We start from the raw sequence: 26,965 nt of genomic DNA, 5'->3' as shown, positions 1-26,965 counted from the left end.
GATCGCAGTGAAAGATCATTCGACTGCAAATCCCTGTTATTTTTGCGCAAGTAAACCAATAATGGCAATGATAATAATGGCGGCCCAGATGAGAACCTTCCAAGGGGATTGGTATGAAATGCTTTTCTTCCTGTTGCTGGCCCAGTTTGCGGTACCTTTAATCGAATCTGAAAGCTCCTTTTTATTAAAATAGGGAATGGCTCCTAGCAAGAAGCCGCCAAGTAAGCCAAATAGATGGGCGGTAATATTAATGTTCGGCTGCAGGAAGGTCATAATCAAACTAACGACACAAAGGGTAAGGATAATTTGTGAATTCTGTTTGGAAAGCATATGTTTCCGGAACATAATAATCGCAAGGTAATAGCCAAACAGTCCAAAAATGGCTCCACTTGAGCCAACATGTGTGTAAGTGAGCGGCTCAAGCAGTAATGTTGCAACATTGGCAATGAATCCTGAGAGAAGATAAATAAATAAAAATCGCCCGCTGCCAAGAATGCGCTCAAGTGCTGGTCCAAAGAGTATGAGTGAAAAGCTGTTAAAAAGCGTGTGGGAGAACCCGCTATGCATAAAGGTCGGTGTAATCAGCCGCCAATATTCCCCTTCCATAATGTAAAGATTTACTCCAGAAAGATGTTCAAAGAACCAATTGTTTGGGAAGATTGGTAAACTAGTTAACAGATATATTCCTAAATGAATGGTAACAATAATAGAAACAATTGGGTAAAGGCGGATAAAATCGCGAAAGCTTTCCGTTCTTGTAAACATCACTTACACCTCCTGAGTTCATACTATTTATTGACGAATTTCCATTCTTGTACACTATTACTTATGCTAATCATATAACAAATAGAAGGAAGATGAAGAATGATTAAAGGGATTGGAATCGATATAATTGAACTTTCTAGGATTCAGACTATCCTTATGCGGCAAAAGAAGTTTGTCGACCGCGTGTTAACCCCAAAAGAACAGCAGAAATTTGCGGAGTTATCGGAAGTAAGGAAAGTAGAATTTTTAGCAGGACGATTTGCCGCAAAAGAAGCCTTTTCAAAAGCAAACGGAACGGGGATTGGTGAGGAATTATCCTTTCAAGATATTGAAATTGACAATGACAGCTCAGGAAAACCATATATTGCAAAGCCTGAAGTCCTGGCCCATCTATCCATTTCACATAGTAAAGAATATGTCGTAGCGCAAGTAACAATTGAAGAAGAGTAGGGACATTAATTTTTCGTGAAAATAAAATAGCTCGGCAACTTCCTTATCATAAACCCAAAGGTTGTCTCATATATTCATAGGGAAACAGGAGAGACAAGGTCAGCCATGGTCATTTTGGATAAGCAAACTCCAGTGCCTGACCCCTGCCTTTCTCTTCTCCATAATCATATGAAATGAGACAAGAAGGGGTTGAAGGAATGAGGAAAAAGTTGTTGCTGCTAATTACGGGGCTAATGGTCATTTTTGTACTAGCTGCCTGTGGCTCTAAATCACAAGGTGATGTAGTCAAAGAGCTAACTGGGAAACTGGATGACTTAAGTGGCTACAAAGTAAATGCAAAAATGACATTGAAAATGGGTTCAGATTCACAAGTTTATAAAGTGGAAATTTGGCACAAGGATCCTACCTTTTATCGAGTGAATTTGAAAAATGCCCAAAAGGACCAAAGTCAGATGATACTAAGGAATAATCAAGGCGTATTTGTTCTGACACCTGCACTGAATAAGAGCTTCCGTTTCCAAAGCGATTGGCCGCAAAACAGCAGCCAAGCCTACTTGTATGAATCACTGATTAAGGACATTGTTGCCGATAAAAGCGCAAAATTCACTACCACAAAACAATATTATGTATTTGAAACGAAAACCCGTTATCAAAATAATACAATGCTGCCTTTCCAAGAGATTAAACTAAATAAAAGTGACTTATCTCCTGCGGTGGTAAAAGTAATGGATCCGGATCGAAATGCCCTTGTAACGGTAGAGTTTTCTAAAGTGAAATTTAATGCGAGCTTTGACAAGGACGATTTTGATATGAAGAAGAATATGACACGTGCACAGCTCAATTTGCCAGCCATGGCGGACGGCGGCGATGATGCCTTTACAGTTATGTATCCAACCGTGGAATTAAAAGGAACGAAATTAATTGAGGAAAAAGATGTATCGCTTGAAGATGGGAAAAGAGTAGTCCTTACCTACGATGGTAAAAAATCATTTACTCTTGTTCAGGAAAAAGTTACGGCCAAAGCGGCTTCCGCCAATCCAACCTATGTTGAAGGAGATATAGTCGACTTAGGGATGACGATTGGGGCTGTTTCGGACCACTCGATCTCATGGTCGCATAATGGTGTAGATTACATGATTGCTTCAAAGAACTTAACGAAAGAAGAGTTAATTGAGGTGGCTGCATCTGTCCAAGGTGAAGCCGTAAAATAAATCATTTAGCTAGCAGGCTCATATTGGGCCTGTTTTTTTGATGTCTAGCTCCAGCGCCAGGGCGCTTGCACTTTTCTTATTTGTTTGTACTTCACAACAGTAGTATGATAATTTTGTGATAATAAGGAAATAATTAATTAAGCTATTAGGAAGTGGGAACATGGAAGAACAAGGTTTTTTCTATCGTGATACATGGGCTGAAGTCGATTTAGATTGTATATCTGCCAATGTTACCTCCATTAAGAAACAATTGCCTCAACAAGTAAAGGTGATTGCGGTTGTGAAAGCTAATGCATACGGGCATGGTGATGTTCAGGTGGCAAAAACAGCACTAGAAGCAGGGGCTGCCTATCTTGCTGTTGCATTTATGGATGAGGCAATCGCTCTAAGGAATAAAGGAATAACAGCGCCTATCCTCGTTTTGGGGGCATCTCGTCCTGAAGATATCCAAGTGGCAGCAAAATTTGATATCACCCTTACTGTTTTTCAGAAGGAATGGCTAGAAAAGGCATTGAAATATGTAAAGACGGAAGATCGAATTTCATTTCATATCAAAGTAGATACAGGCATGGGGAGAATAGGCGTGCGGAGTGTATCGGAATTAACTGCCGTCGAACAAATGATTTCTGAACATAGCCCATTTCATCTAGAAGGGATTTTTACTCATTTTGCGACGGCGGATGAACTAGATGAAACTTATATGTACCAGCAATTAGCTTTATTCGAAAGTATGGTTTCCGCACTCAAACAAAAACCAAAATATGTTCATTCTAGCAATAGTGCAGCAACTTTGCGCTTTCCAAAGACATATTTTAATGCAGTCCGGGTTGGGATTGCGATGTATGGATTAACCCCTTCGTTGGAGATGGAAGATAAAATTCCCTTCCAGCTAAAGGAGGCTTTTTCCCTTCGAACTCGACTTGTTCATGTTAAGAAAATGCCAAAGGGTGAAAAATTGAGTTACGGGGCAACCTATGAAACTGATGATGAAGAGTGGATTGGGACAATCCCAATTGGGTATGCGGACGGCTGGATACGCAAACTGCAAGGGCAAGAAGTGCTTGTAGAAGGGAAGAGGACACCAATTGTCGGTAGAATTTGTATGGATCAATGTATGATCCGCCTGCCATATCATGTTCCCATTGGGACACCTGTCACATTAATAGGCGCTCAGGAGAACCAGTTTATTTCAATCAATGAAATTGCTAAAAAACTAGATACCATTAATTATGAGGTCCCCTGTATCATTGCCAGCCGGGTTCCGCGTCTTTATAAAAAGGGAGGGAAAGTTGTCGATTTAAAAAATTATCTTCTCGAAAATTAAAGGCCTAAATAAAGTTTTTACATCATATTTATGATATTGCGGTGATTTGTGCATAAAAGGGTCTTTTATTGGATTATAATACAGTAGTATTATAATTAGTCTATGCAATAGGTTCGATTAATGTTATTATTAAATATGGTACAGATAATAAATGAAACTCACTGTGTGAAACAGGCCAAAAAGGCGATTCATCATGTGTAGTGGCGTTTATGCATCAGAAGGAATTCTGGTTAGATAAAAATGGTGTGTAGTGATGGTGGAGGTGTATGTTTGTGTCTGAATCCGGCGCAACTACGGAAATCTTAGTGAAGTTACCGCAACATCTTTTAACTGAATTAGATGGTTTTGTGAAACAAGAGAATGTAAACCGCAGCGAGTTTATCTACCAGGCAACAAAAATGTATTTACGCGAACGTAAAAAGAGACAAATTCGCGAGTCGATGAGACGTGGATACATGGAAATGGCCAAGATTAATCTAGGGATTGCATCAGAAGCATTTTTAGCAGAATATGAGGCAGAACACACAGTTGAACGTCTTGTAAGCGGAGGATAATCCTTTGATAGTCAAACGTGGTGACGTTTATTTCGCGGACCTATCCCCAGTTGTTGGTTCTGAACAAGGCGGCGTCCGACCTGTACTTGTCATCCAAAACGACATCGGGAATCGGTTTAGTCCCACAGTGATTGTTGCAGCGATTACAGCTCAAATTCAAAAAGCCAAGCTTCCTACTCATGTAGAAATTGATGCGAAGCGCTACGGATTTGAACGAGATTCGGTCATTCTGTTAGAGCAAATTCGCACAATTGATAAGCAGCGGTTAACCGATAAAATCACCCATCTCGATGACGAAATGATGGAGAAAGTGGATGAAGCCTTGCAGGTAAGCCTGGGTCTCATCGAATTTTAATTTAAAGCACGCTCTTTTTAGAAAGAGCGTTTTTTCATACATATCCTGTCCTCATTCTTAAATTTGCTAAGGCAAGCATGACGCTTGCCTATTTTTTTTGAAAAAAATGTGCGGATGGCCGTTTAATGAAACGGAAAGTTTATTCTGCTACAATAGAATAAAAGGAATGGAGGGCAAGTTTTGTGAATGATACAATCGTAAAAGATGATCAGTTGTTAAAGAAAATTGCTGCTGAGTTAGCAGTATCTTTTAAACAAGTAAAAAGTGTTATTTCATTATTAGATGAAGGCAATACAGTTCCTTTTATAGCTCGCTATCGTAAAGAAATGACAGGAGCACTTGATGAAGTCCAAATTAGAAATATTTTAGACCGCTGGCAATATGTCCAAAACCTCGAGCAAAGAAAAGAAGAGGTTATCCGCATTATTTCAGAGCAAGGAAAATTAACTGACGAACTAAGCGCTGCCATCACTAAGGCTGAGAAGCTTCAAGAGGTTGAAGATTTATACAGACCTTATAAACAAAAAAGACGGACTAAAGCAACAATTGCAAAGGAAAAAGGGCTTGAACCATTGGCTGAATGGCTGCTGACATGCTCAAAAGAATCGATTGAGGAAAAAGCAAAACAATTCTTATCAGAGGAAAAAGAAGTTTCTACTGTGGAAGATGCCATTTCAGGAGCGAAAGATATTATTGCTGAACGGGTTTCGGATGATGCTGAAAGCCGTAAATGGATTCGTAAGGAAACGTTTAAGTCTGGTTCTGTTGTATCGGTAGTGAAAGATGCGGAAAAAGACGAGAAAAACGTCTATGAAATGTACTATGAATATGAGGAACCAATTAATAAAATTGTCCCACACCGGACTCTCGCCCTAAACCGCGGGGAAAAGGAAGATATTTTGCGAGTATCGTTAAAGATGAATGCCGATTTAATTCTAACATATTTGTCGAGAAAGTGGATTCGTGCCCAGCACTCACCGGCAGCACCTGTTGTACTAGAGGCACTGGAAGATAGTTACAAACGACTGATTCAACCTTCGATTGAGCGCGAAATTAGGAATGAATTAACGGATAAAGGTGAAGAGCAAGCCATACATATATTCTCTGAAAATCTTCGGAACTTACTATTGCAGCCGCCGTTAAAAGGTAAAGTGGTTATTGGAGTTGATCCTGCTTATCGGACGGGCTGTAAACTCGCAGTGGTGGATGAAACAGGCAAAGTTTTGAAAATTGATGTGATCTATCCACATCCACCTGTTTCAAAAACAAAAGAAGCCCGCGAAAAATTTATTAACATCCTCCGTGACTATAAAGTAGAAATGGCTGCGATCGGAAATGGGACCGCTTCAAGGGAAACAGAACAGTTTGTTGCCGATATTTTAAAAGAAATGGATGAGGAGATTTTCTACTTAATTGTCAATGAAGCGGGAGCAAGTGTATACTCTGCATCTGAACTAGCTAGAGAAGAGTTTCCGAATCTGCAGGTAGAAGAAAGAAGTGCGGCATCCATTGCTCGTCGTTTGCAGGATCCATTAGCAGAATTAGTGAAAATCGATCCGAAATCTGTTGGCGTTGGTCAATACCAGCACGATGTTTCCCAGAAACGATTATCAGAATCGTTACACTTTGTGGTCGAAACGGCAGTTAACCAGGTCGGTGTGAATGTTAATACCGCCTCTCCATCACTTTTACAATATGTAGCTGGACTGAACAAAACAGCCGCAAATAATATTGTTAAAAAGCGAGAAGAGGAAGGGAAATTTACGAGTAGGGTTCAATTAAAGAAAGTTCCGCGTCTTGGGGCGAAAACCTATGAGCAGGCGATTGGCTTCTTGCGTGTATTGGATGGAAAACAGCCGCTTGATCGGACAGGGATTCATCCGGAAAATTATGATGAAGTAAAGAAACTATTAGCGAGTCTTGGATTTACAACCGATGACCTTGGTTCGGAAGAGCTGAAAACAGCCCTAAATGGTCTCGATTTAACATCTGTTTCAGAGGAACTTGCTATTGGTCAATTGACCCTAAAAGACATTATTGATGCTTTGGTAAGACCGGAACGTGACCCACGTGATGAATTACCTCGCCCTCTATTGAAAAAAGATGTTTTAAAACTTGAGGACCTTAGCGCTGGAATGGAATTGCAAGGTACAGTTCGGAATGTGGTTGATTTCGGTGCGTTTGTCGATATCGGTGTGAAGCAGGATGGGCTTGTTCATATTTCTAAACTTAGCAATCGTTTTGTAAAGCATCCTTTGGACATTGTATCAGTAGGGGATGTTGTCACCGTATGGGTAGATTCGGTTGATATGAAAAAAGGCCGGGTTGCGTTAACGATGCTGGCGCCATCGAAATAGTAGTGGGTACCAGGTTTATTGCTGACCAAAGAGGATTATCATGGCTGATAGAAGACCATCTCGCCTAGCGATTTGGTCTTTGATTTTAGTAGCGGTGAAAATACTTTTTTTATTTTCCAAACACAGTGAAATCAACATTTAGTTTTGACAGAGCAAAAAACAAAAAAGCGCAAAACCAATTGCTGCTCTGCACTTTAAATCTTTCTCCATATCTTAAGAGAAGTGTTTTTTTCTGTAAAAGAACCAGCACTGGTTTAGCATCTTGATCTGATAGCGATCCTTCTCATAGAAAGCTCTTTTCATTTGGTTTTGCAACCAAGTTGGCATAATAAAACCTCCCGAAAAGTACTAAAGGTATATACAATATATGCTATAATAGGTTGTCATGTTCGCATAGAAAGAGAGGGACCCAAAATGGAACAACAACAACTACAATTACTGGTTGAAAAGATATCTGTTGAGTCATTTGGGAAGCTGTTTTTGCATCAGGCATTCTTCAATCCAAGATTAAGATCAACGGGCGGCAGATACCTTCTTAGCACACATAATATTGAAATCAATAGAAAGTACTACGACCAGCTTGGCGAAAAAGAACTGGTAGGGATTATTAAACATGAACTTTGTCATTATCACCTTCACCTGGAAGGGAAGGGGTATCAGCATAAGGACCAAGACTTTAAGCAATTATTAAAAATGGTTGGTGCACCGCGATTTTGTGCACAACTTCCAGATATGAAAGTAACACGAAAATCTAATAAGATCCTTCTGTATCAATGTACGAAATGTCAGCAATTATACAGACGGAAAAGAAGCATTGATACTAGTAGATATGTGTGTGGAAAGTGCAAAGGGAAATTGATGAAAGTAAAAGAAATAACCTTAGGGTAAAGTAGAAATACGAAAAAAATTTCTTCATAATTTTGTTGACTTTCTATTGTATCGTCATTATAATGTAAAGAGTCGATAAGGTAATCGCCTTATTGAAAGAGATTATTCCGCAGTAGCTCAGTGGTAGAGCTATCGGCTGTTAACCGATCGGTCGTAGGTTCGAGTCCTACCTGCGGAGCCATATGGGGAAGTACTCAAGAGGCTGAAGAGGCGCCCCTGCTAAGGGTGTAGGTCGGGTGACCGGCGCGAGGGTTCAAATCCCTCCTTCTCCGCCATAGGAATTTTAGGCCCCTTGGTCAAGCGGTTAAGACACCTCCCTTTCACGGAGGTAACACGGGTTCGAGTCCCGTAGGGGTCATTTGGGACGGGGAGTGACTATGATTCATTTCCTGTTTCTTATTCTTAATGAAATGATTATTGGGCTATAGCCAAGCGGTAAGGCATCGCACTTTGACTGCGACATGCGTTGGTTCAAATCCAGCTAGCCCAGCCATCTTTTTTTAAAAAAAATCAATAAATATCCATGCGGGTGTGGCGGAATTGGCAGACGCACCAGACTTAGGATCTGGCGCCGCAAGGCGTGGGGGTTCGACTCCCTTCACCCGCACCAAATGTTTTGCTTGAATTTGATTAATTGATGTGATAAGATTAATTTTGTCGCTAATTATCATGCGGTCGTGGCGGAATGGCAGACGCGCTAGGTTGAGGGCCTAGTGGGGGCAACCCCGTGGAGGTTCAAGTCCTCTCGGCCGCACCAAATACATACGTATCAAGGCATTCTTCGAAAAGAAGGGTGCCTTTTTTGTGTTTTCTTCATTAGATTTTTTCCGTCAAAATCTTGTGCGATTGTCTAGTGGGAGGCAGTTATGAGATTAGGCGAATTAACATCTGAACAACGAGAAAAAATTAACAAAGTAACAAAAATTGATGATGAACGAGCTATCAAAGAATTCATCAAAAGTAGACGAATAAAAAATGTTCGTGAAACAACAATCAAGTATTATGAGGATGCTTTTCATGTCTTGAAAAGGGATTTGAAGTTATTGGAAATCAATAAGCAGTTAGTCGAACTTTCGGAAAAAGACATTAAAAACAATTTTGTATTGGCAAAAGAAATTGAAAGTGACAACCATTAACAGCAAACTTCGTGGAATCAGACCTTTTTACTCTTTTTTGGAAGAAAAGAAGTGGATTAAGAAAAATCCGACTTCAAATGTAAAATTGCTCCGAGATCGTAAGAAGATTAGGGAAACGCTTGAAGATGTTGAAATAAGGAAAATTTCCGAGCATTTTAAAAAGCAAAATACGTTTGCAGCTTTTCGTGATTCGGTTATTTTCCAGTTACTACTTGATACAGGGATTAGAATTAATGAATGCCTTAGTATTCAGCTTCAAGACATTGATGGTAAAAGACTTGTTATAACTGAATCAAAAAACTTACAACAAAGAATGGTCTATTTGTCAAAAGGTATGCAAGAAAAGTTAGATGTATATTTAGACGTTCGAAAAGGGGTCAATAACCCTTGTCTGTTTATAAATCAAGATGGAGGGAGGTTAAGTAAGAACACGTTTCAAGAAAGGCTCAGAATGGCTGCTAGAGCTTGTGGAATTAAAAAACAGGTATAGTCCTCATGTTTGTAGAAGAACGTACGCTAAGAAGGCAATATTGAAGGGTATGGACCCATTTTCATTAGCAGTCTTACTTGGACATTCAACTTTGGAAGTAACAAAACGATATGTTCAAATATGGGGAGCTGATTTGGAGAAGCAAGCATCCAAAAAAGAGGATTTTTCAGAATTTTTCTAAAATATTTACGAATGTGTGTTCGGTATATTAAAATTATAAAAGAGGGGAGGATTCGCGGTCCAAAACCCCTCAATACCAAACACAGAAGATTGACCTCTGCTATAAAAATTTTAGCATGTCTTCTTTTGTTATGTCAAAAGGAGAAGAGTAATGAAGTTAATATCTATTCTAAGTGGCAAAGGCTTTGTGATGTATAACAAAGAACTGGCTCATTCTGTGTCAGTAAACGGATCAATTATTTTTGGTCAGTTGTGTTCAAGTTATGAAAGTTTCGGAAGTAAGGGTATGTTAAAGATAAGAGACAACAAGGAATATTTCTTTTTAACAAGTGAAACATTAGAAGAAGAAACTGCTCTTACATACAAGCAACAAATGAAAGCAGTTAAAGAATTAGAAAATGCTGGGTACATTGAAACCAAGATTATGGGAGTTCCTTCAAAGAAATACTTTCACATTACAGATAAAATCGTTAATGAGTTACTTCCTAGCTCCGACAAAAAGTCAGACCTGAATGAACCAGAAAACCCTGCTCTAATGCAAGCAGAGAGTTATCCCAGCTTTGACAAAAGGGAAGAGCTAGAGAACCAGGAATTACAAAAGGAATCCTCTAGCCTTGACGAAAGGGAAAACCTAGCGTTGTCCAAAGGTGACGGCAAGGATTTCCAAAAGGGTTCGAGTATTAAAAAGAAAAATAAAAAAGAAAAAATTAAAGAAATAAATAAAGATAATTTTGTTAACAACGTTGTTAACAATGAATCCATTGATTATAAGAAAATATTTTTAAAGAAACAAGATGAAGAGAGAACACAAGAAGTCTGGAAAGCAATTAACGAGCTTACAAACGAATATCGACTAAGAGGACTTAGTAAAGCAGTTGCAATGAGAGTAGTTAAAGAAGCATTAGAGAAAGAAAAAGAAGTTGAAAATTTTGGTGGTTACTTACGCTCTTGCTTAGAGACAACATTGCACCGAGTGAATATCAAGCTTGGAAAAGAGCAGCCACGAATTTATGATAACTTTACTAATGAGCCAGGAAAAGTTCCGTTCTATAATTGGTTGGATGAAGTCGAAGAGAAACCAGATGAACCAGATTATAGTTGGTACTATGAATATAAAGAGGAACAAGGGAGATAAATCAGTATAGCTCTCAGAAGCCCTAGATTGACCTGTGTTAAACGGAAAAAGGGAGATAATAATTTTATATTATCTCTCCCTATTTTTTCATATATGTACCACCATTCTTAACCTTTATCCAATTCTCACTTCTTCTTATTGCATACCACATTGAATTGTTTGGAGTTTTTTTATAAGTGTCGAATTTAGCTTTGTGAAAATGTGAAGTCTTAAAAATATCCACTAATTCTTGTATTGTGAAGCACTTCCCCGATTCAACACCTCTTTCAAAATCTATAATGAACTTAAGTGTCTGCTCATTTAGCTTAAATTCCTCTTGCATAATATCCCTCCTGAATCCTTCTAATAAAACTATTTTACCACTTTTTTCAGACATTTCTTTACGTTCGTTATAACGTCCCTATAATAGGATCGTATGAGGCGATGAATAAATAATACTTTGTGGGATAAATTCCCACCAATTACTTTTATTATTTGGTTTACACATTAGGATTCAGACGATAAAAGAACAAGGTAGGAAAAAGTAAACAAAATTTACGGAGGTCATTCAAATGAAACAAAATCAAATCAGCGGTTTAAAAAAGCGTTTATCATTTCTTTTTGGCAATTATAGAGAACTAAATATAATTGGTGAAACAGAGGAAGATTTTGAAAGGAGATAGATTCAATTAAGTGTAAATTGTTTGAACTAACTGGCGATTACAAATACGCTTCCGTTTATGAAAAAGTGAAAAAGTATCGAAGACCATATTGGGATTTACGTGATTACGGAGCAATTTCTCTTTCTGAATTATACAAATGCAAGTTAGCTAAAATTGAAATCATTAAACGCCTACACAAGCAAAATGGTGTAGCCAATAGCACTGTAAATATGGAGAATAATCATGGTTATTATGTGGCTAAAGAAGAGATTGAAGCATATATAAAAAACCGAAGAAATAAAATGAAGCAACTTAATCGAAGAATACGACATTTTGATATGCTTAAGCATGAGATGTGGGGTTATGTGTTTTATTTTAACACCAAAAATCGAATGGAAGAGGTTCGTGAGCTAAGTACTGGTCTCTTCTTGCCTGTGCAGCTTCCCTTTCTTCCATTTCACGTTTAGCTCTGCCCATCTGAAATCCTCCCTATTTTTTGTTTATTCTGATTATATTCCATTATAAAATAAAATTCTCATTTTATTATAAAATCGGCGCTTCTGGTGAGTCCTACGTTGCATCGAAATTTAACTTTATGTGGTATATATTAACTCATTTCAACTGAGGGGCGTGTAGGAATTCTAGAAATATGATTGACTAGCGAGGCGATAGCCGAAGCTAGACGTGACAGGAACGAAGGTATGTGAGCGATTAAGGCGAAGCCTTGCGAACATAACGGAGTCTCCAGTTACGTATCTATTGACTGTTACAAATTTGTAAATGAGCAGTTAAGGTACAAAAATTCCAGTATTCTTAATACTAGAAATTCAAGAAAAAAAGTACCAACTGAAATTTCAATAAAGTATGTCAGGTTGATTTACAAATTTCACAAAGCAGATACAAATGTATTGTGATAGAAATAAACAAATCAATCGGAGGAAACAAACTTATGACATACTTATCTGAACGATTCAATCAACAAGATTTTAAGAACATGGAACCCGGTTACAACTACGGATTTTGGTCAGAACCTGACAGTGGAAAAACAACGATGATAGAAAAACATCTTATTCCATTGGCAGAAGGAGAAAACAAGTCAATATTATTCCTTTATCCAAGGTCAGCAATTGGAGATCAACTTGAGAAAAAATTTGTGTCTCATGTAATCGATTATCGTACTTATCAATCTTTGGAAGAAGACTTAAGCAATGGACTTATTATGAATCATTATGACTACATTGTTTGTGATGAGGCTCATTACTTTGTTGAGGATGCTGACTTCAATGAAAATACTGACCTATCTTTTGAATACATTAACAATGAACGTAACTCAGTAAAGATACTTCTTTCTGGAACTCCAGAACCTTTGCAGTATGTCGAGTTTGAAAAGCCTGTCATTTATATGTCTGCTGTCAATTATGCAAATCACAATGTCGAAGTCGTATTCTTGACTCGTTCAACGAAGATGATCGAAAATCAGATTCGAAAAGAATTACAAGAAGGTCAACAGACTTTAGTCTTTTCATCATCAGCAACCCAAGCATATGAAATGTCGAGGAGTTTCTTAGAACATAATCCCTTCTTTCTTAGTAGTAAAGGAAATCAAACGTTTAAAGATAAAAACGATGAAGATATTAGAGAGAAAATCATAAAAGAAGAAAGAACTGAACGTTCAATTGGCTTCATGACTGCTGCCATGAATACAGGAATCAACTTCAACGAGGATGTTAAAAATGTTGTCATTCTTGGCTCTCCATCTTCTGTTGATATTCGTCAATCTGTTGCTCGTGTTCGTAAAGGTGAAAAGAATAGAAAAGTACGATTATATATTCAAGTTCCATTTGGACAGGCTATCCGAACAAAAGTTGAATCTATAAAACGCGATTTAGAATTCACGGACATTGGAATTTATGAATGGCAGAAGCGGTACGGAAAACGAAAAGTTCCAAGTTTTGTATGGCATGAAACAGACAAGAACAATAAAGATATAGCTCATATCAAGATTAATAAATTAAAATTAGCAAAATTAAAGTCTGATATGGCAGATTTTGCAACCATGTCTTGTGATACTGTTGGAACTTACAAGCGTATGGTTGAGAAGTTCTATCCATCAACTGCTATTCATTGGTTAAAATCGTCCTCTGAAAATATTGATGATTTCTTAGAAGAAAACGAGGGAAAGTTCTTAGTTAAGCATGAACAAGAGGCTGTTAAAGAAATGTTCAAAAAAGCTGGAATTACAAACGGCAAAAAAACAGTAGGACCGAAAGTAATCAAAGATTTTTTGTATCAGAAGAATAATTATTCTTTGGTACTAGATAAGAAAACAATTGCTGGGAAGAAGCAATAAGTATGGCAGTTCAATAGAATCTAAGTCATCGAAAGGTGGCTTATTTTTATTTGAATGTCTAAAAGTATTAACTTTTGGATAACTAAAAAATCACTTTAAAAGATTAACTGTTACTTTTCATTTGTTTTGTCGTATTTTTCATCGAAAATGACGCATAAAAGGGGGAGCACAAACATTATGTGGGAATTTTGTATACTAAGAAGATTTTCAAACTAAAAAAGCCGCTTCCTCCAATTTTTAAGGAATGAAGCGACCCCCTTGAGTTGGACTAATAATCCAGCTTAGGGGGTTTTTTATATTGTTTATTGTTTTTAGCTAGACCTTGAGAATGAATAATCAATAATATCATCAGAAAATATTTAAATCCCATTCTCTTGCTATATGCTTTAATAACTTCTTCCCTGCTATGCTATTTCCACATTCATCTATTGCCGGACTATAAATTCCAATACCGCAACCATCTGGAAATGGAGATTTCTTTGTACTGGCATGTGCCGGAACAGCTGCCATGATTCCTCCTGAAACTCCGCTTTTTGCTGGCAGACCGACATAAGCTGCAAATTTACCAGAAGCGTTATACATTCCGCAAGTAACCATCAATGCTTTCGTTAACTTAGCCACTTCTTTTGGGAAGATCTGTTCCATTTGAATTGGATGAAATCCGTCGTAGGCAAGAACTAAACCAATCATGGCAATATCTTGTGTATTTACCTCAATAGAACACTGCTTTAAATATACTTCTAGAGCCTCTTCAACAGTAGATTCTAGAAATCCAGTTTCTTTTAAGTAATAAGCCAAGGCTCTATTTCGATGGGCAGTGTGCCATTCTGACTGAAAAACTTCTTCATTGATCAACGGACGTTTTCCCACCATTTTTTCAAATAAATTTAGGAATGACCGTATCTTTTCTGATGTTGATCTTCCTCCTAGTAAAGAAGCCACTGTGAGGGCACCCGCATTTATCATAGGATTAAATGGTCTTCCCGGCTTATTCATTTCTAAACGGATAATCGAATTAAAAGCATCTCCAGTAGGTTCTACATCTACCCTATCCAGAACATATGGAGTACCAAAATCTAAACAGGCAGCTATAAAGCTAATAACCTTTGATATGCTCTGTAAAGTAAAATAGGTTTCACAATCTCCAGATTTTAATATCTTTCCATCAGGACATGCCATCACAACACCTAATTGTGATGGATTTACCTTTTCCAGGGCAGGAATATAGGAAGCACATCGCCCTTCCGTTGTATATGAGCGATAGTGCTCTACCCATTTATCTAAATAGATGTTATCCCCTAGTTTTCCGTGAAGTCTATTTTGGTCATACCGGATTATCTCTTTTGCTACAGCCATTCCGATCTTTCCTTTCTGCAGAAGCACAAAATAAATAATTCTATCATAAACTATTACTATTATACGCGAGCTGCTTTTCGGGGCTGCTTCACACTTTCAGGGATTAAAGACTCATAGGTTTCCCCTTCTAAGCGTTCTTTCCATTCTGATCTCGCCTTTTCGATGATATCTTGATTTTCCATAGCTTCAATTGCAGTGCAAGCGATCACTTTTCCCGCTTGAAGCATGCCTTTGTGGGCGATAGGCATAGCACCTTGCGATACCACTTGCCAGGTATGCAGTGGAGTTCCTAGCGCAAAACATGTTGTCATACATTGCATCGTGGGAACAATCCAACTTACATCACCAACATCAGTGGATCCTGATAATGCAACCTCATTTCCAAGAGGCGGGATTACGTCTGCAATGGCTTTATCTTTCAATTTCTTAACTATTTGTCTATCCAATCCTCTAAAATCAGCATCAAGATCTTCTTGAGAAAGAGTAGCTTGAATTTTTCTAGCGAACCGTTGATCAAATTCGTCATAAAAAGGAACACCGACTTCGGTTAAATGTTTGTACATCATTTCGGCCAATGTTGTATTCGGTATTAAATTAGAAGCAGTGCCTTCAAACTCCACTTCCATCGTTGTTCCAGTCATCAACGCAGCACCTTTCGCAATATTATAGACACGTTCATATAATTCTTTTACCTGCTGCTTTTTCGGTGCGCGGATTAAATAAACAACTTCTGCATGAGCTTGTACAACATTTGGTGAAATCCCGCCAGTATCCGTAATCGCATAATGCACTCTTGCCTCCGGAACCATATGCTCTCTTAAATAATTAACACCGACATTCATCAATTCCACCGCATCTAGTGCACTGCGGCCTAAGTGAGGGGCAGCAGCGGCATGCGCACTCTTCCCATTAAATTTGAAAGTCGCAGAGTAGTTTGCGAGAGTGTTAACGTTCCAAATAGTAGGGATTGTTAATGGATGCCAGGAAAGCGCCAGGTCGACATCATCAAATAATCCGGCCCGAGCCATAAATGCCTTTCCAGACCCCGCTTCTTCAGCCGGACAACCATAAAAACGTACCGTCCCTTGCAAACCTGTTTGCTTCATATAATCTTTAATGGCAACTGCAGCAGCAAATGCACCTGATCCCAGCAAGTTGTGGCCGCACCCATGGCCATTTCCGCCCGCAACAACCGGATTATGGTCAGCAAGGCCCTTTTTCTGGCTTAAGCCTGTTAAAGCATCGAATTCTCCTAGAATAGCTACGATTGGTTTACCATTTCCATAGCTTCCAATAAACCCTGTTTGTATTCCGGCAACCCCTCTATCAACTTGAAACCCTTCATCTTCCAATGCTTTACATAAATATTCCGATGATTGATGTTCTTCGAAGTAGATTTCCGGGCAGGCCCAAATTTTATCACTTAGCTCAATAATCTTGTCTCTCTTTTGCTCAATTAGATCAGAAATAAGTTTTTGTAAATTCATTCAAAAGATCTCCCTCAAAGTTTTCTTGCAATGACGACTTTTTTTCTTATGCATCTAATGCAATGGCTTCTTGCTCGTTTTTTTTGAGAAGGTCCACTTTTTTATCACTTAAGGTTAAAAGTGCTACAATACAGACAATTGCGAATCCAATTAACATCCAAAAAGCAGCATTAAATGAACCATTAAATGCATCAACGATAAATCCAATCGCCATTGGTGTGACAAAACCAGCCAATTGACCACCTGTATTTGCAATTCCCATAGCCGTTCCAGTGACAGAAGATGGCAACTGTTTAAGAACGATTGCCGGTAATAAAGTAATTACAAAAGCAATAAATAGATTAACAATCGCTTGATACGTAATAAATGATGTTACACTCGAAGCTGTAAACATTAAATACAGCAATATTCCTATACATGCACATGAAAAGCTTCCTACCAATCTTTCTCGTCCTTTAGGCAGTTTATCGATTATATAACCACCTAAATAAATCCCTACTAACATGGTCAATCCTGGAATTGTCTGAACCCAGCCAAGTGACATTAAATCAAGACCGCGATTTTTAACTAAATAGGTTGGGATCCATGCTGCAAGTCCCCAGTTAACTGCATAAATACAGAAATAAGCAATAATCAAATTCCAAATCATAGGTATTTTAAACAACGAACGGAATATTCCTTTTTGACTCAAAACAGCGGTATGATTTATTTTGTCTTCTGTATTGTCTGGAAGTTTAATAAAGTACCAGTAAAGAGCTGCAATAATAGCACCTACGGAACCTATTATGATAAACGTGGTGCGCCAGCCAATTGTCGTAAGCAGTGTTGCAGAGGCAATCGGGATAATAAGTGTGATAATCCCGCCTGATGACAGCATGATTGACATCGCTCGTCCACGTTCCGCTTTGGGAAACGTAAGCGATATGATTTTAGAACTGGCAGGCTGAAAGCCGCCTTCTCCGATACCAAATAGAAAACGGATAATCACCATAGATGCTAGAGACCAAGCTGCACCAGTCAATCCAGTAAAGATTGACCATGAAATAACTGCGGCAAGAAGAACCTTTCTAGGTCCAAATCGGTCTGCCAGCCATCCTCCAGGCATTTGCATAATCGCATATCCGGCAAAAAAACTGCTCAGTAAAAGTCCGGTAGTAGATGCACTCAAATGCAAATCCTTCGTAATGGACAATACAGCATAATTCATAATATAACGATCGACATTTCCTAAAGACCAACCCAGAAAAAGTAAAGCTAGAATCCAATTCCTTGTGCGTTTTGAAATCATATATCCAACTCCTCCTATTAAAAAAAATTTAATGTATAGATGTTGAAAGAGAAAAAAATTTTGAAAACACTTTAAAAACGCTTACATTTCAAAAAAGACTATTCATTATATCCATATAGTGTGTCTACACGATTTAACATTTCCATCTTTAAATGAAACGGAGTATTAATGGAACTTGCTAAACCCCATGGTTTCCTCCTTTATCATCAGAAGATAAGATAAACCTTTTCTATTTACGAACATTTAACGAACATTTAACGAAAATTTCGTTATATTTATTTTACGAAATATTTTGACTCCCTACAATAGTTTTTTTATTCCAGAACACAAAAAATAAGCATCCTTAATTGGAATGCTTATTTTAACCGGTAAATTTTAATTGGCCTTCCTCGATTGTGATGCAACTCTTCACCAATACACTCGGCTAAGCCTATCTCACATAATTCAGCTACAATTCGCTGAGCATTGCGTTCACCCATTTGAAGATTTGCAGCCAATTCCTTCGTTGTAAAATCACTCCAGCCCATTTTTTTGATCAAAGCGTCTATTTTCTTAAAAGCTTTTACACTGATGTTTCCCTTTTTTAATTTCTCCAAAAAATTTTTATCATCCGTTCGATAGGCATAAGTCAGTTCTTCCTCTTGTCCTGCTGATTCAATAATCGTTCCATCATCTTGAACAATCACAATCCCTTGCTCAGTGTTTTTCTTCGACTGTTGAAGTGCACGGTGAGCATTTATTTCTGCCAATAATACAGTTTTTCCGAAACCAATTCCTACGGAAACCGTTGTATTCGCTTCAAGGGCCAAGTATTGGACTTTTTCCTTTAATGTCTGGATCTCCCTTTCAATTGCCCCGCGAGAACTGAAAATGGTATAACGCCCATTTCCTTCCTCGAAAAGAGAGCCATCTATTTTCTCACAAAGCTGGATAAGTGTCTCCTTCATCCTAAGCTCTAAATACTGGATTTGATAGGTTTTCTCCATTTTCTCTTTAATTGATTCAAAATCTTTTACCTCGATTTTTTCAACCCCAATTTGTGTATCTTTATAGTAAGAAGTCTTTATCTTCTCGAAAAAAATCCTTATGGTTTGAAAAATTTCAATACGTGTCGGTGACATCAAATTCGCGGGAACACCAGCTTTATTTAAGGCCTCATTAACAGTCGGGTAACATGTCAAAGCACCATCAGTCTTTTTTTGTTCCCATAAATTATAATGGAATTTAAACAATTCTTGGGAATCAATCTCCACATCAAACGTTTTCACGTAAAGATCTTTTACCGTCTTCTTTAACTGTTGCACGCTTTCCCCTTCCGCTACATTTGTGGCGGGAATCATGTCGATGCTTATTCGGTCCAATAATCTCCCTTCGGAATAAACCAGTTCCATGAAACTTTTATAGGTACTTGATTCCGTGGAGAATATATAAACCGATTTTTCATCCGTAGATACTGTCTTTGCAGCCACCCTATAAGGGATATATCCTGAAAAAAGCCAGAAATCAACTTGATCATCGTGTTCTAATACAATTTTCTCTACTTCCTTTGCCTCTGTATAGGAGTATGGTATAAATTCCATTTCTTGTTCAATTTCATTAGCCACTTTGAGAATTCGCTTTACTGACGAACTTGGGCCAACTACGCCGATTCTATACATTCTCTTATTTCCTACTTTCTAGATTCTATATAAAAATATTTTAACTTCAGCTTATAATTAAATCCATTTTTTTGTAAGTTGGTTTAACCTTTCTATTTCTTCCTTCATTTATCGAAACCACACTTATCCAAAATAGGGAGCCTAATAAGCCTTATTCCATTTAATGGCCCAAATGTTTCCATTTTATGGAGGTATTTATATGTTACAAAACTCGTGGTTATAGATATATAGATTTTGAGTAATGATTTGAAACATTAAAAAGGTTATTTTTTAATCGTTCAAAATTAGCTCAAAAAAAAAAGATCTCAAAAACAATCGTTTTTGAGATTCATTACACAGAAAAAATGTCACCCTTCAACATGCTGAAAGGTCTTTTTACTTCGAGAGCTTAATAATTCAAGAAACACGCTTGATTTTTTTTTGGAAAATCTATACCCAAATATTATTTGAAATAATCATCTGTTAGGGCGTACAAAATTTACGTTTTCTTTGGATCCCGAAATAAAAATTATCTTAGTGGAGGTTCCTTTTCTATGGTTCTAAAGTGGTATCTTTAATAAACGATAAATTTTTCTCGTACGTAGCAACCTTTTTCTTCATAGGGAAATAGTATAAAACTGAGGCTGCGATAAGCCCAACAATCCAAGCAATATCGGCACCGTTCAAATATTTAGCTATTGGACCTACATATAAACTTGTATTCATAAATGGAAATTGCACAAGGACAGCGAAGACATACACCGCGATCGCACCCCAGTTGAATCGTCCATATTCCCCATTTGGATCGAATACTGCGTTAACATTATACTTCCCTTTCCTCACTAGATAGAAATCAACAATATTAATAGCTGACCAGGGGATCATGAAATACAATAAAACAAGCAAGAAATTGAAAAAGTTATCCAAGAAGTTACCTTGTCCCCAAATGCTAAGGAAAGTTCCAATTATAGGAAGGATCAGAATGAAAAGAATTCGGTTCCTGGCATTGATTTCCGACTTTGAAAAAGCACTCACTGTGGTCATAACTGACATAAAACCGCCATATAAACTTAAAGTATTAATGGCCAAAACACCAAGCACCGTAATAATATAAGTAATCGTTATTAACCCTGAACCTGATACACCTGCAAGATAGGAGACCATTTGTGCAGATTGTTTTGGAGCGATCACTGTGGCTAATGCTCCAATAATCATCAACCAGCTGGCCCCAAAAACTGACCCAAGATAGGTATATAGAAAAGTAGATCTTTGGGAAGTATTGGTTGGCAAATATCTGGAATAATCGGCTGCATATGGGCCATAGGTTAATTGCCAAGATGCCATAATGGACAAAACGAGCAAAAATGGCCCCCATGAAAACTCCTGAACGTGTGTGCTAACTGGAATTGGATGTTGTAGAAGACGAAAAGTTAAGTAAATAAATAGCAAAAAGAAGAGAATGGATATAATTCTTTCAAAACGATGGATAAAATCATAACCATATATAACCAGTATAACAGCTAAAACATTGACAATCACTACGCATATAGGATAAGGAAGATAGATTACCCCAGAAAGTGCCTCGGCCCCAAATACAGTTCCAGTCGAGAAAAATCCGACGTAAATCATGATGACTAGAACTAGAGGAAAAATGGCTCCGATGATTCCAAATTGTGCTCTACTTTGAATCATCTGCGGAATTCCTAATTTTGGCCCCTGTGCTGATTGTAATGCCATGAAAATTCCACCAATCGCATTACCTAGAATAATGGCAATTACGGCCTGCCATAGACTTAAACCTAATTTAATAGCAAGTGCTCCCGTTACCACTGTGGTTATATGCGAATTTGCTGAAAACCAAAGCGGAAACAAGCTTCGGACGTTCCCGTGACGTTCCGATTCCGGTATAAATTCAATACTTCGCTGTTCAATTTGCATCCAAATAACCCCCTTTTAAAGGATCTTAATTTCCATATTGTTGAATATGGGGAAACCGCTTTCATATTTTTTAAAATTAAAAGACTAAGAGGCATGTCAGAGTTAACCCGAGGATCAAACATAGCCTCGGGCAGTCATTAAAAACGTGCAAGTGTAAATGATGAAAAATTAATTTTCAAAAAGATGTCCTAACTGTGTCATTAAACGTTTCGTCCCTCAAGGCCAGCCAACTCTTCTTTTGTGGCAGCTGGAGCCTTCATTTCAAAGATTTCGTTGACAACAGTATAATCATAATACCCAAGGCGGGCAATTGGTTTAATTTTCAAGATATCTAGTTTTCCACTAGGTAGAATGATGTCATCCGCGATATGCACATGAGCTACTCGTCCTATCACAATATCGACTGTGGAAACCTCATTACCAGTTGGGATTCTGATTGTCTGAACATACTCACATTCAAATTGAACCGGTGACTCGGCAACACGGAACCCAGGAGCCTCAATGCAACTTTTCTTCGTTACACCCGCAGCCTCAAATTCATCAAAATCTGAAGCAGACGCCTTTGCAGAAATATTTACTGCTTCGCGTAAATCCCAAGTCGCCATGTTCCAAACAAACCAACCTGTTTCCTCTGCGTTTCGAACCGTATCCTTCCTTCCACCGTATACTGATTGATTTGCCGCAAACATGACCATAGGTGGATCCCAGGTAAGATTTTGATATTGGCTGTATGGTGCAAGGTTATCTATTCCATCTTTTGACTGGGTTGAAAGCCATCCGATAGGGCGTGGTATCGCACTACTTTTAAAGGGATCATATGGTAAACCGTGATGCTGACCTTTCTTTGGTGAATAATGCATAAATATTCCTCCTAGTAAATAAATTTAATTTTCTTATTAGTTATAATGGTAATGAAAAAAGAAAGGAATATCCATAGAGGATATTCCGAATTTTAGTACTATATATTTTTTTCTTCAATTATTTCTTATTCGTTTATTAAATAAACTAGATTATTTTAATATATCTGCACAATTTTTAGTTTTCCATACCCTTGGAGAGTTCCCGGTAACCATTTTAAAAACACGGCTGAAATAATTAGGATCCAAATAACCTACGGCTTCAGCCACTTCCGACACACTCATGGAAGTGGTTTTCAAATATTCTTTTGCTTTTTCCATCTTTTTTGCCTGAAGATACTCTGTAAAAGTACAACCTATTTGCTGTTTAAATAATGAACTAAAATACTGACTGCTTCTACCGACAATTGCTGAAACATCCTCCAATGTTATTGTCTGGCAGTAATACTGATCTATATAATTAACGGCTTTTTTAATTAACAGAGACCCAAATTGTAAATTTTCCTTTTCCACACGATCAAAAAGCAAAGAACAAAACTGGAGTATTTTTTGGATGATATCGTATAATACCTCTCCGTATAATACTTCGTGAAATACATCCTGATATTCTTGGTCATGATGGAACAAAAATTGTTTTTCCGCCATAAATCTACGAATATGGGCGAGGACATTGGTTAACTTGATTCGGACAAAATCGGAGTGAGGATAGCTGCCATCCTCATAGGGAAATCCGCCAAAAACCTGATAAAACCAGGCTTTAGTCATTTCTCGATTGCCTTCATTTATATAACGTGTTAATTCGTCACTTTCAGTTGGGGAAAGAAAATGTTCATACCGATCATGTAATTTTTTAGTCATTGAAGGGAAAACTTGGTTACCGCCAAAATAAAATCGGCGAAGCAATGCTTGCTTTGCTTCAAAATAAGATTTATAAAGAAGTTTCGGTGAAACATACTGATTTCCGATCCCAACAGAAAATGAAAGATTTCTTTCTTTCATCCGTTCACAAAATACCATCATGACCTGCCATAATGAATGAATGGGATCGTTGCTTTTTGGAAGATATTCCTCACTAACCAGAAGGACTATATGTTCATCAACTGACAAAACAAATGGACGATATTCCTGAAGTTCATCATGAATACACTGAATCAAGGTAATAGGTTCAAATTCTTTTTTATTTTGTTGATCTAAAGCCAAAACGGCCACAATACTAGGAACTTGATCATATCCCCAATTCTTAATTTGTTCACTCATAAATGACTCATTGAGAACGCGTCCAAATAACAGATCGTATGCCCACCCATGATATAACGAACTTTCCCCTTCATTTTTTGGAATATTCCTTTGGTTGCGTATAATTTGTTTAAATGCTTTCAACCATTCATCGGCAACATATGGTTTAACAAACAAAGCTTCTGCCTTTATTTTTACTGCTTGTTCGGCTGCCTGAAAGGTTTTATGACTTGTATGCATAATCGTTTGAATCCCCATATTCCTAACAGTCCGGAATAAATTTTCCCGCTGATTTGGTTGAAACATTTCAAGCTCCATGACAAAAATATCAGGCTTCCATTCTATCAATAATTCCATGCATTCCTCATCGCTACTTGTTTCTTTTAGTTCATCAATGGGTACTTGATTGGTTAATAGAAGCCATTTCATTCCTTTTCTTTCTAATTCATCCCGTTCGGCAAGTAATATTTTCATAATTTATCACCTGTTATTGTAAAATTTACATATAAGTTGGAATTCATCATTCATTTAATGGTTTTGAACAGGAACCTGACCTGTATAACCATTATACAGTTTTTTTATAACCCCTAATATTCAGCTATTTACAATTTCATTAAGCAACTCTACTGAATAAAACTTGTAACAAAACTCGTCCTTTTCTGAACACGACTATTCTAGTTCAAAAAAGCTGAGTTTTTATTATCTTTTATGTAACAAAACCCTGTTCATTATTCAATGTTCAATAACCTATTAATTTTCATCTTATGTTACAATAAAATCAGATTAAAAGTTTGAAAGAGTGATAATTGGTGTTAATTGGATATGCACGTGTGTCGACTGGGTTACAAAATTTAGATTTACAAATAGATGCGTTAACGCAACATGGTTGTGCGAAAATTTTTCACGATAAAATGAGTGGGACAAAAAAACAACGTCCTGGTTTAGAGGAAGCATTTCAGTATGCACGTGAAGGCGATACAATTGTTGTTTGGCGATTGGACCGACTAGGACGCAACATGCAAGATTTGATTCAAATTGTGAACAACTTAAATGAACGAGGTATTGGATTTCGTAGTCTGCAAGAAAACCTAACAATGGACAAAAGCAATGCAACTGGGCAATTGATGTTTCACTTGTTCGCTGCATTTGCTGAATTTGAACGTAATCTGATTGAGGAACGCTCGGCAGCAGGACGAGCAGCTGCAAAAGCGCGCGGGCGTCTAGGTGGGCGCCCGGAGAAGTATGGACCAAAAGATATTGAAATGATGAAAGCTTTAATTGAAAGTGGTACACCGATTAAAGATGTTGCAGAAAGATGGGGAGTGTCGCGAACAACTATTTATCGCTATTTAGAAGGAAATTAACGATTAAAAAGGAGAATCGTGATGGCACACGGGCTAGGTAGCTTAAACGAAAAAGAGAGACAGCAGGCGTGGTTACGATATAAGATTTTAAAACCTTATATAGAGGATGGTATACCACTTCGTTCTATTTCAAAGGACAGCAAGGTTTCTTTCCGTACTTTACAACGATGGTATGCTCGGTACAAAAAAGATGGACTCGTTGGACTTGCTCGAAAGCCCGTCATACGAAAACAAGCATCTTCAGAAGAAATTGTTAAACAGGTGGAACAGCTGTTACTACGTCATCCCCATGCAAGCATTAGCTTTATTTACCGAGAACTCCAAGCGATTGCAGAGAAACAAAGCCAAACTAATCCCAGTTATTCCACCGTTTATCGTATAGTTCGTAAAATTCCCGAGCGCCTAAAATATCTTTCTTCACACGGGACAAAAAAATATCGAGAAAAATATAATTCTTTATTGAGTATTTCAACGGATTACCCTAATGAAATCTGGCAAGCTGATCATACCCAACTAGATATTGGTTCTTGACGAGTTGGGTTACATCCCTCTTCATAAACAAGGAGCAGAACTCCTATTCCAAGTAATAAGTATGTGTTATGAAAGGAAAAGTTTAATCATTACAACAAACCTTCGGTTTGGAGAATGGAACCATGTATTTGGTGATCCGATTTTAACCGAGGCAGTTATAGATAGGTTAATCCATCACTCGCATCTAGTGGTCTTCAAAGGTCCAAGTAATCGAATGAAGGAATCATTATTACAGAGTTAAGATAAGATTATTGCCAAACGGGACATTTTTAGCTGCCAAATAACATTTGGCAGTTCCCCCGGGCTGGCGTTAATTATAAAAAAGAGGATTGGCAAGTGACACATTATTAATTGCCATTTACATCATTTTTTACTTGCCAAATACAGTAGAGGAAAGCAGAAGAAAAAACATGGTCATATCTCAAAGAAGATATGGCCTTCTTATTTTTTTGTCCTTTTCATGCACTCTACGTTGCATCGAGTAATACTGCTTACATAAAGTCATTTTTAATTTCCTCACAGGTTTAATCTCTAACAACCAATTATTTCCTAATTTTTGAAAGTTTTTATGTACGCCAACAAACGTTCTATTTATTATAAAAAAAGTGAGAGAGATATAAATAAAAACAAATGATGAATACTGATTCCGCAGTATCCCCATAAGCCCCATGTTTCCTCGTATGACTCCTTTTATCATTTGTTAAGTGTTTATATTAAACTCACTTAACTAATTAATACAGAACAAATAGAGGTGAGTATATGACGACTGGTGAAATGTTGATTTATACCCAGAAGTATAATGACATTCTTGCACTTCCAAAGAGAAAAAGAAGTCTAAAACTTGCAAACTTGATGACAGAATTAGAAGTCAATTTCAAAATTCCAATGATTAAATCAGACAGGTTTAATCAAGGAAATTTTTATTTAATGGTATTATACCGAATGATTTCAGATGAGAGAAAATTTTAGGAGATGAAATAAATGAAGAGGCACTATGATATTGCACAAGAAGAGTTATCATTTTACGGAAATGAAGGGACAAGCCTTCAAAACATTTTAGCAGTTTTGATTGGTCCAAAATCAGAGCCTTCATTAACTGGTCAATTAGCTAGTTTAGGTATTAATAGACTAAGTGATTTAAGTATTGAAGAACTTAAGAAGTTTCAAGGTATTGGAGAGATCGCAGCTAAGAGAATTGTTTCAGCTTTTGGATTAGCTAATCATTAGAAAATTTAAGAAAGAAGAAGAATGCATTGTTCGTTTACCAGAAGATGCAGCAAAATATTTCAGCGATTTAGAAGGATTACAACAAGAACATTGAAGCAATATTTTTGAATACAAAAAATGTTGTTATTGGAAGAAAGAACATTTTCAAAGGCTCGCTTAATGCTAGCATAGTGCATCCTAGAGAGACTGTGCGCCCATAAGGGCATTT

The 26,965-nt window shown here is 37.5% G+C and carries 28 protein-coding genes, 6 tRNA genes and 1 pseudogene; 25 read left to right on the top strand and 10 right to left on the bottom strand.

Annotated features, from left to right (window positions below; translation table 11 throughout):
* Positions 1–36: 36 nt before the first annotated feature.
* A complete protein-coding gene (locus COJ96_RS26550; RefSeq protein WP_098576638.1) occupies positions 37–765 on the bottom strand; it encodes a rhomboid family intramembrane serine protease in 729 nt (242 codons plus the stop codon).
* Positions 766–864: 99 nt separating this feature from the next.
* On the opposite strand from COJ96_RS26550, the gene acpS reads away from it, so the two are divergent.
* The 6 genes from acpS to COJ96_RS26520 all read left to right on the top strand — a co-directional run bounded on the left by acpS (position 865) and on the right by COJ96_RS26520 (position 7,016).
* On the top strand, positions 865–1,215 hold the full coding sequence (acpS, locus tag COJ96_RS26545) for a holo-ACP synthase (protein ID WP_098576637.1): 351 nt from the start codon (positions 865–867) through the stop codon (positions 1,213–1,215).
* Between the two features lie 197 nt (positions 1,216–1,412).
* The gene (locus COJ96_RS26540) at positions 1,413–2,426 is read left to right on the top strand and encodes a LolA family protein (RefSeq protein ID WP_098576636.1); all 1,014 of its coding nucleotides are present in this window, start codon (positions 1,413–1,415) and stop codon (positions 2,424–2,426) included.
* A gap of 160 nt (positions 2,427–2,586) precedes the next feature.
* The gene (alr, locus tag COJ96_RS26535; protein WP_098576635.1) at positions 2,587–3,750 is read left to right on the top strand and encodes an alanine racemase; all 1,164 of its coding nucleotides are present in this window, start codon (positions 2,587–2,589) and stop codon (positions 3,748–3,750) included.
* Positions 3,751–4,022: 272 nt separating this feature from the next.
* Complete coding sequence (locus COJ96_RS26530) at positions 4,023–4,304, top strand: CopG family ribbon-helix-helix protein (protein WP_007083557.1); 282 nt, start codon at positions 4,023–4,025, stop codon at positions 4,302–4,304.
* A 4-nt stretch (positions 4,305–4,308) separates the two neighbouring features.
* On the top strand, positions 4,309–4,659 hold the full coding sequence (gene ndoA, locus COJ96_RS26525; RefSeq protein ID WP_007083556.1) for a type II toxin-antitoxin system endoribonuclease NdoA: 351 nt from the start codon (positions 4,309–4,311) through the stop codon (positions 4,657–4,659).
* Positions 4,660–4,841: 182 nt separating this feature from the next.
* A complete protein-coding gene (locus COJ96_RS26520) occupies positions 4,842–7,016 on the top strand; it encodes a Tex family protein (RefSeq protein WP_098576634.1) in 2,175 nt (724 codons plus the stop codon).
* 213 nt (positions 7,017–7,229) lie between these two features.
* On the opposite strand, the gene cmpA is transcribed toward COJ96_RS26520, so the two are convergent.
* Entirely contained in the window at positions 7,230–7,343 is a 114-nt protein-coding gene (gene cmpA, locus COJ96_RS26515; RefSeq protein ID WP_088085061.1) for a cortex morphogenetic protein CmpA, read from the bottom strand.
* Positions 7,344–7,430: 87 nt separating this feature from the next.
* Here cmpA and COJ96_RS26510 point away from each other — a divergent pair, with 87 nt between their 5' ends.
* The 11 genes from COJ96_RS26510 (at position 7,431) to COJ96_RS26460 (ending at position 10,845) form a co-directional block, all read left to right on the top strand.
* Positions 7,431–7,904 (top strand): SprT family protein, encoded by a 474-nt coding sequence (locus tag COJ96_RS26510; RefSeq protein ID WP_098576633.1) that lies wholly within the window; start codon positions 7,431–7,433, stop codon positions 7,902–7,904.
* 106 nt (positions 7,905–8,010) lie between these two features.
* Positions 8,011–8,085, top strand: a tRNA-Asn gene (locus COJ96_RS26505).
* A gap of 3 nt (positions 8,086–8,088) precedes the next feature.
* Positions 8,089–8,179: transfer RNA gene (locus tag COJ96_RS26500), tRNA-Ser, on the top strand.
* Between the two features lie 11 nt (positions 8,180–8,190).
* A tRNA-Glu gene (locus COJ96_RS26495) sits at positions 8,191–8,262 on the top strand.
* Positions 8,263–8,322: 60 nt separating this feature from the next.
* A tRNA-Gln gene (locus tag COJ96_RS26490) sits at positions 8,323–8,397 on the top strand.
* Between the two features lie 32 nt (positions 8,398–8,429).
* A tRNA-Leu gene (locus tag COJ96_RS26485) sits at positions 8,430–8,514 on the top strand.
* Between the two features lie 61 nt (positions 8,515–8,575).
* Positions 8,576–8,661 (top strand) — tRNA-Leu (locus tag COJ96_RS26480).
* 109 nt (positions 8,662–8,770) lie between these two features.
* Positions 8,771–9,040 carry a hypothetical protein gene (locus COJ96_RS26475; RefSeq protein WP_098576632.1) on the top strand — a complete coding sequence of 90 codons (270 nt, stop codon included), beginning with the start codon at positions 8,771–8,773 and terminating at the stop codon, positions 9,038–9,040.
* Complete coding sequence (locus COJ96_RS26470) at positions 9,027–9,530, top strand: tyrosine-type recombinase/integrase (protein WP_180230277.1); 504 nt, start codon at positions 9,027–9,029, stop codon at positions 9,528–9,530. The genes COJ96_RS26475 and COJ96_RS26470 overlap by 14 nt, the downstream gene beginning before the upstream one ends.
* 49 nt (positions 9,531–9,579) lie before the next feature.
* Complete coding sequence (locus tag COJ96_RS30095; RefSeq protein WP_373561752.1) at positions 9,580–9,711, top strand: hypothetical protein; 132 nt, start codon at positions 9,580–9,582, stop codon at positions 9,709–9,711.
* Positions 9,712–9,861: 150 nt separating this feature from the next.
* Entirely contained in the window at positions 9,862–10,845 is a 984-nt protein-coding gene (locus COJ96_RS26460; protein ID WP_098576629.1) for a hypothetical protein, read from the top strand.
* Positions 10,846–10,924: 79 nt separating this feature from the next.
* Here COJ96_RS26460 and COJ96_RS26455 read toward each other — a convergent pair whose 3' ends face one another.
* Positions 10,925–11,167 carry a hypothetical protein gene (locus tag COJ96_RS26455; protein ID WP_098576628.1) on the bottom strand — a complete coding sequence of 81 codons (243 nt, stop codon included), beginning with the start codon at positions 11,165–11,167 and terminating at the stop codon, positions 10,925–10,927.
* 357 nt (positions 11,168–11,524) lie between these two features.
* Here COJ96_RS26455 and COJ96_RS26450 point away from each other — a divergent pair, with 357 nt between their 5' ends.
* A complete protein-coding gene (locus COJ96_RS26450; protein WP_098576627.1) occupies positions 11,525–11,953 on the top strand; it encodes a hypothetical protein in 429 nt (142 codons plus the stop codon).
* A 482-nt stretch (positions 11,954–12,435) separates the two neighbouring features.
* Positions 12,436–13,836 (top strand): DEAD/DEAH box helicase, encoded by a 1,401-nt coding sequence (locus COJ96_RS26445; RefSeq protein ID WP_098576626.1) that lies wholly within the window; start codon positions 12,436–12,438, stop codon positions 13,834–13,836.
* A gap of 348 nt (positions 13,837–14,184) precedes the next feature.
* Here COJ96_RS26445 and COJ96_RS26440 read toward each other — a convergent pair whose 3' ends face one another.
* From COJ96_RS26440 to COJ96_RS26410, 7 genes are all read right to left on the bottom strand, one after another.
* On the bottom strand, positions 14,185–15,192 hold the full coding sequence (locus COJ96_RS26440; protein ID WP_098576625.1) for a glutaminase: 1,008 nt from the start codon (positions 15,190–15,192) through the stop codon (positions 14,185–14,187).
* Positions 15,193–15,251: 59 nt separating this feature from the next.
* Positions 15,252–16,679 carry a M20 family metallopeptidase gene (locus COJ96_RS26435; protein WP_098576624.1) on the bottom strand — a complete coding sequence of 476 codons (1,428 nt, stop codon included), beginning with the start codon at positions 16,677–16,679 and terminating at the stop codon, positions 15,252–15,254.
* Positions 16,680–16,725: 46 nt separating this feature from the next.
* The gene (locus COJ96_RS26430) at positions 16,726–17,967 is read right to left on the bottom strand and encodes an MFS transporter (protein ID WP_098576623.1); all 1,242 of its coding nucleotides are present in this window, start codon (positions 17,965–17,967) and stop codon (positions 16,726–16,728) included.
* Positions 17,968–18,323: 356 nt separating this feature from the next.
* Positions 18,324–19,625: a hypothetical protein gene (locus COJ96_RS26425; protein ID WP_098576622.1), complete on the bottom strand. Its 1,302-nt coding sequence runs from the start codon at positions 19,623–19,625 to the stop codon at positions 18,324–18,326.
* Positions 19,626–20,156: 531 nt separating this feature from the next.
* Positions 20,157–21,542 (bottom strand): purine-cytosine permease family protein, encoded by a 1,386-nt coding sequence (locus COJ96_RS26420; protein WP_098576621.1) that lies wholly within the window; start codon positions 21,540–21,542, stop codon positions 20,157–20,159.
* 200 nt (positions 21,543–21,742) lie between these two features.
* A complete protein-coding gene (locus tag COJ96_RS26415; RefSeq protein ID WP_098576620.1) occupies positions 21,743–22,402 on the bottom strand; it encodes a flavin reductase family protein in 660 nt (219 codons plus the stop codon).
* A gap of 150 nt (positions 22,403–22,552) precedes the next feature.
* Entirely contained in the window at positions 22,553–24,109 is a 1,557-nt protein-coding gene (locus COJ96_RS26410) for a helix-turn-helix domain-containing protein (protein WP_098576619.1), read from the bottom strand.
* Between the two features lie 335 nt (positions 24,110–24,444).
* On the opposite strand from COJ96_RS26410, the gene COJ96_RS26405 reads away from it, so the two are divergent.
* The 6 genes and pseudogenes from COJ96_RS26405 (at position 24,445) to COJ96_RS29450 (ending at position 26,957) form a co-directional block, all read left to right on the top strand.
* Positions 24,445–24,999, top strand: coding sequence for a recombinase family protein (locus COJ96_RS26405; RefSeq protein WP_098576618.1), 555 nt, complete (start codon positions 24,445–24,447; stop codon positions 24,997–24,999).
* 21 nt (positions 25,000–25,020) lie between these two features.
* On the top strand, positions 25,021–25,530 hold the full coding sequence (locus COJ96_RS26400; protein ID WP_098576617.1) for a helix-turn-helix domain-containing protein: 510 nt from the start codon (positions 25,021–25,023) through the stop codon (positions 25,528–25,530).
* A pseudogene (locus COJ96_RS26395) lies at positions 25,517–25,771 on the top strand (ATP-binding protein); the annotation flags it as partial. The gene COJ96_RS26400 and the pseudogene COJ96_RS26395, both read left to right, overlap by 14 nt.
* Before the next feature lie 518 nt (positions 25,772–26,289).
* On the top strand, positions 26,290–26,499 hold the full coding sequence (locus COJ96_RS26385) for a hypothetical protein (protein WP_098576615.1): 210 nt from the start codon (positions 26,290–26,292) through the stop codon (positions 26,497–26,499).
* Between the two features lie 12 nt (positions 26,500–26,511).
* Positions 26,512–26,757 (top strand): hypothetical protein, encoded by a 246-nt coding sequence (locus COJ96_RS26380; protein WP_098576614.1) that lies wholly within the window; start codon positions 26,512–26,514, stop codon positions 26,755–26,757.
* Positions 26,758–26,861: 104 nt separating this feature from the next.
* Entirely contained in the window at positions 26,862–26,957 is a 96-nt protein-coding gene (locus COJ96_RS29450; RefSeq protein WP_306460620.1) for a JAB domain-containing protein, read from the top strand.
* The last annotated feature ends 8 nt before the right edge of the window (positions 26,958–26,965 follow it).

Origin of the sequence: Bacillus sp. AFS073361 (assembly GCF_002567005.1) — a bacterium.
GTDB lineage: Bacteria > Bacillota > Bacilli > Bacillales > Cytobacillaceae > Neobacillus.
The sequence above is the reverse complement of the archived record's forward strand: the minus strand, read 5'-3'. Positions and strand labels throughout refer to the sequence as shown.

What these genes read in the sequence shown, in the direction of transcription:
- COJ96_RS26550 (WP_098576638.1), bottom strand. Translation starts at nt 765, where the DNA reads ATGTTTACAAGAACGGAAAGCTTTCGCGATTTTATCCGCCTTTACCCA.
- acpS (WP_098576637.1), top strand. Translation starts at nt 865, where the DNA reads ATGATTAAAGGGATTGGAATCGATATAATTGAACTTTCTAGGATTCAG.
- COJ96_RS26540 (WP_098576636.1), top strand. Translation starts at nt 1,413, where the DNA reads ATGAGGAAAAAGTTGTTGCTGCTAATTACGGGGCTAATGGTCATTTTT.
- alr (WP_098576635.1), top strand. Translation starts at nt 2,587, where the DNA reads ATGGAAGAACAAGGTTTTTTCTATCGTGATACATGGGCTGAAGTCGAT.
- cmpA (WP_088085061.1), bottom strand. Translation starts at nt 7,343, where the DNA reads ATGCCAACTTGGTTGCAAAACCAAATGAAAAGAGCTTTCTATGAGAAG.
- COJ96_RS26510 (WP_098576633.1), top strand. Translation starts at nt 7,431, where the DNA reads ATGGAACAACAACAACTACAATTACTGGTTGAAAAGATATCTGTTGAG.
- COJ96_RS26475 (WP_098576632.1), top strand. Translation starts at nt 8,771, where the DNA reads ATGAGATTAGGCGAATTAACATCTGAACAACGAGAAAAAATTAACAAA.
- COJ96_RS30095 (WP_373561752.1), top strand. Translation starts at nt 9,580, where the DNA reads ATGGACCCATTTTCATTAGCAGTCTTACTTGGACATTCAACTTTGGAA.
- COJ96_RS26460 (WP_098576629.1), top strand. Translation starts at nt 9,862, where the DNA reads ATGAAGTTAATATCTATTCTAAGTGGCAAAGGCTTTGTGATGTATAAC.
- COJ96_RS26455 (WP_098576628.1), bottom strand. Translation starts at nt 11,167, where the DNA reads ATGCAAGAGGAATTTAAGCTAAATGAGCAGACACTTAAGTTCATTATA.
- COJ96_RS26445 (WP_098576626.1), top strand. Translation starts at nt 12,436, where the DNA reads ATGACATACTTATCTGAACGATTCAATCAACAAGATTTTAAGAACATG.
- COJ96_RS26440 (WP_098576625.1), bottom strand. Translation starts at nt 15,192, where the DNA reads ATGGCTGTAGCAAAAGAGATAATCCGGTATGACCAAAATAGACTTCAC.
- COJ96_RS26435 (WP_098576624.1), bottom strand. Translation starts at nt 16,679, where the DNA reads ATGAATTTACAAAAACTTATTTCTGATCTAATTGAGCAAAAGAGAGAC.
- COJ96_RS26430 (WP_098576623.1), bottom strand. Translation starts at nt 17,967, where the DNA reads ATGATTTCAAAACGCACAAGGAATTGGATTCTAGCTTTACTTTTTCTG.
- COJ96_RS26425 (WP_098576622.1), bottom strand. Translation starts at nt 19,625, where the DNA reads ATGTATAGAATCGGCGTAGTTGGCCCAAGTTCGTCAGTAAAGCGAATT.
- COJ96_RS26420 (WP_098576621.1), bottom strand. Translation starts at nt 21,542, where the DNA reads ATGCAAATTGAACAGCGAAGTATTGAATTTATACCGGAATCGGAACGT.
- COJ96_RS26415 (WP_098576620.1), bottom strand. Translation starts at nt 22,402, where the DNA reads ATGCATTATTCACCAAAGAAAGGTCAGCATCACGGTTTACCATATGAT.
- COJ96_RS26410 (WP_098576619.1), bottom strand. Translation starts at nt 24,109, where the DNA reads ATGAAAATATTACTTGCCGAACGGGATGAATTAGAAAGAAAAGGAATG.
- COJ96_RS26400 (WP_098576617.1), top strand. Translation starts at nt 25,021, where the DNA reads ATGGCACACGGGCTAGGTAGCTTAAACGAAAAAGAGAGACAGCAGGCG.
- COJ96_RS26385 (WP_098576615.1), top strand. Translation starts at nt 26,290, where the DNA reads ATGACGACTGGTGAAATGTTGATTTATACCCAGAAGTATAATGACATT.
- COJ96_RS26380 (WP_098576614.1), top strand. Translation starts at nt 26,512, where the DNA reads ATGAAGAGGCACTATGATATTGCACAAGAAGAGTTATCATTTTACGGA.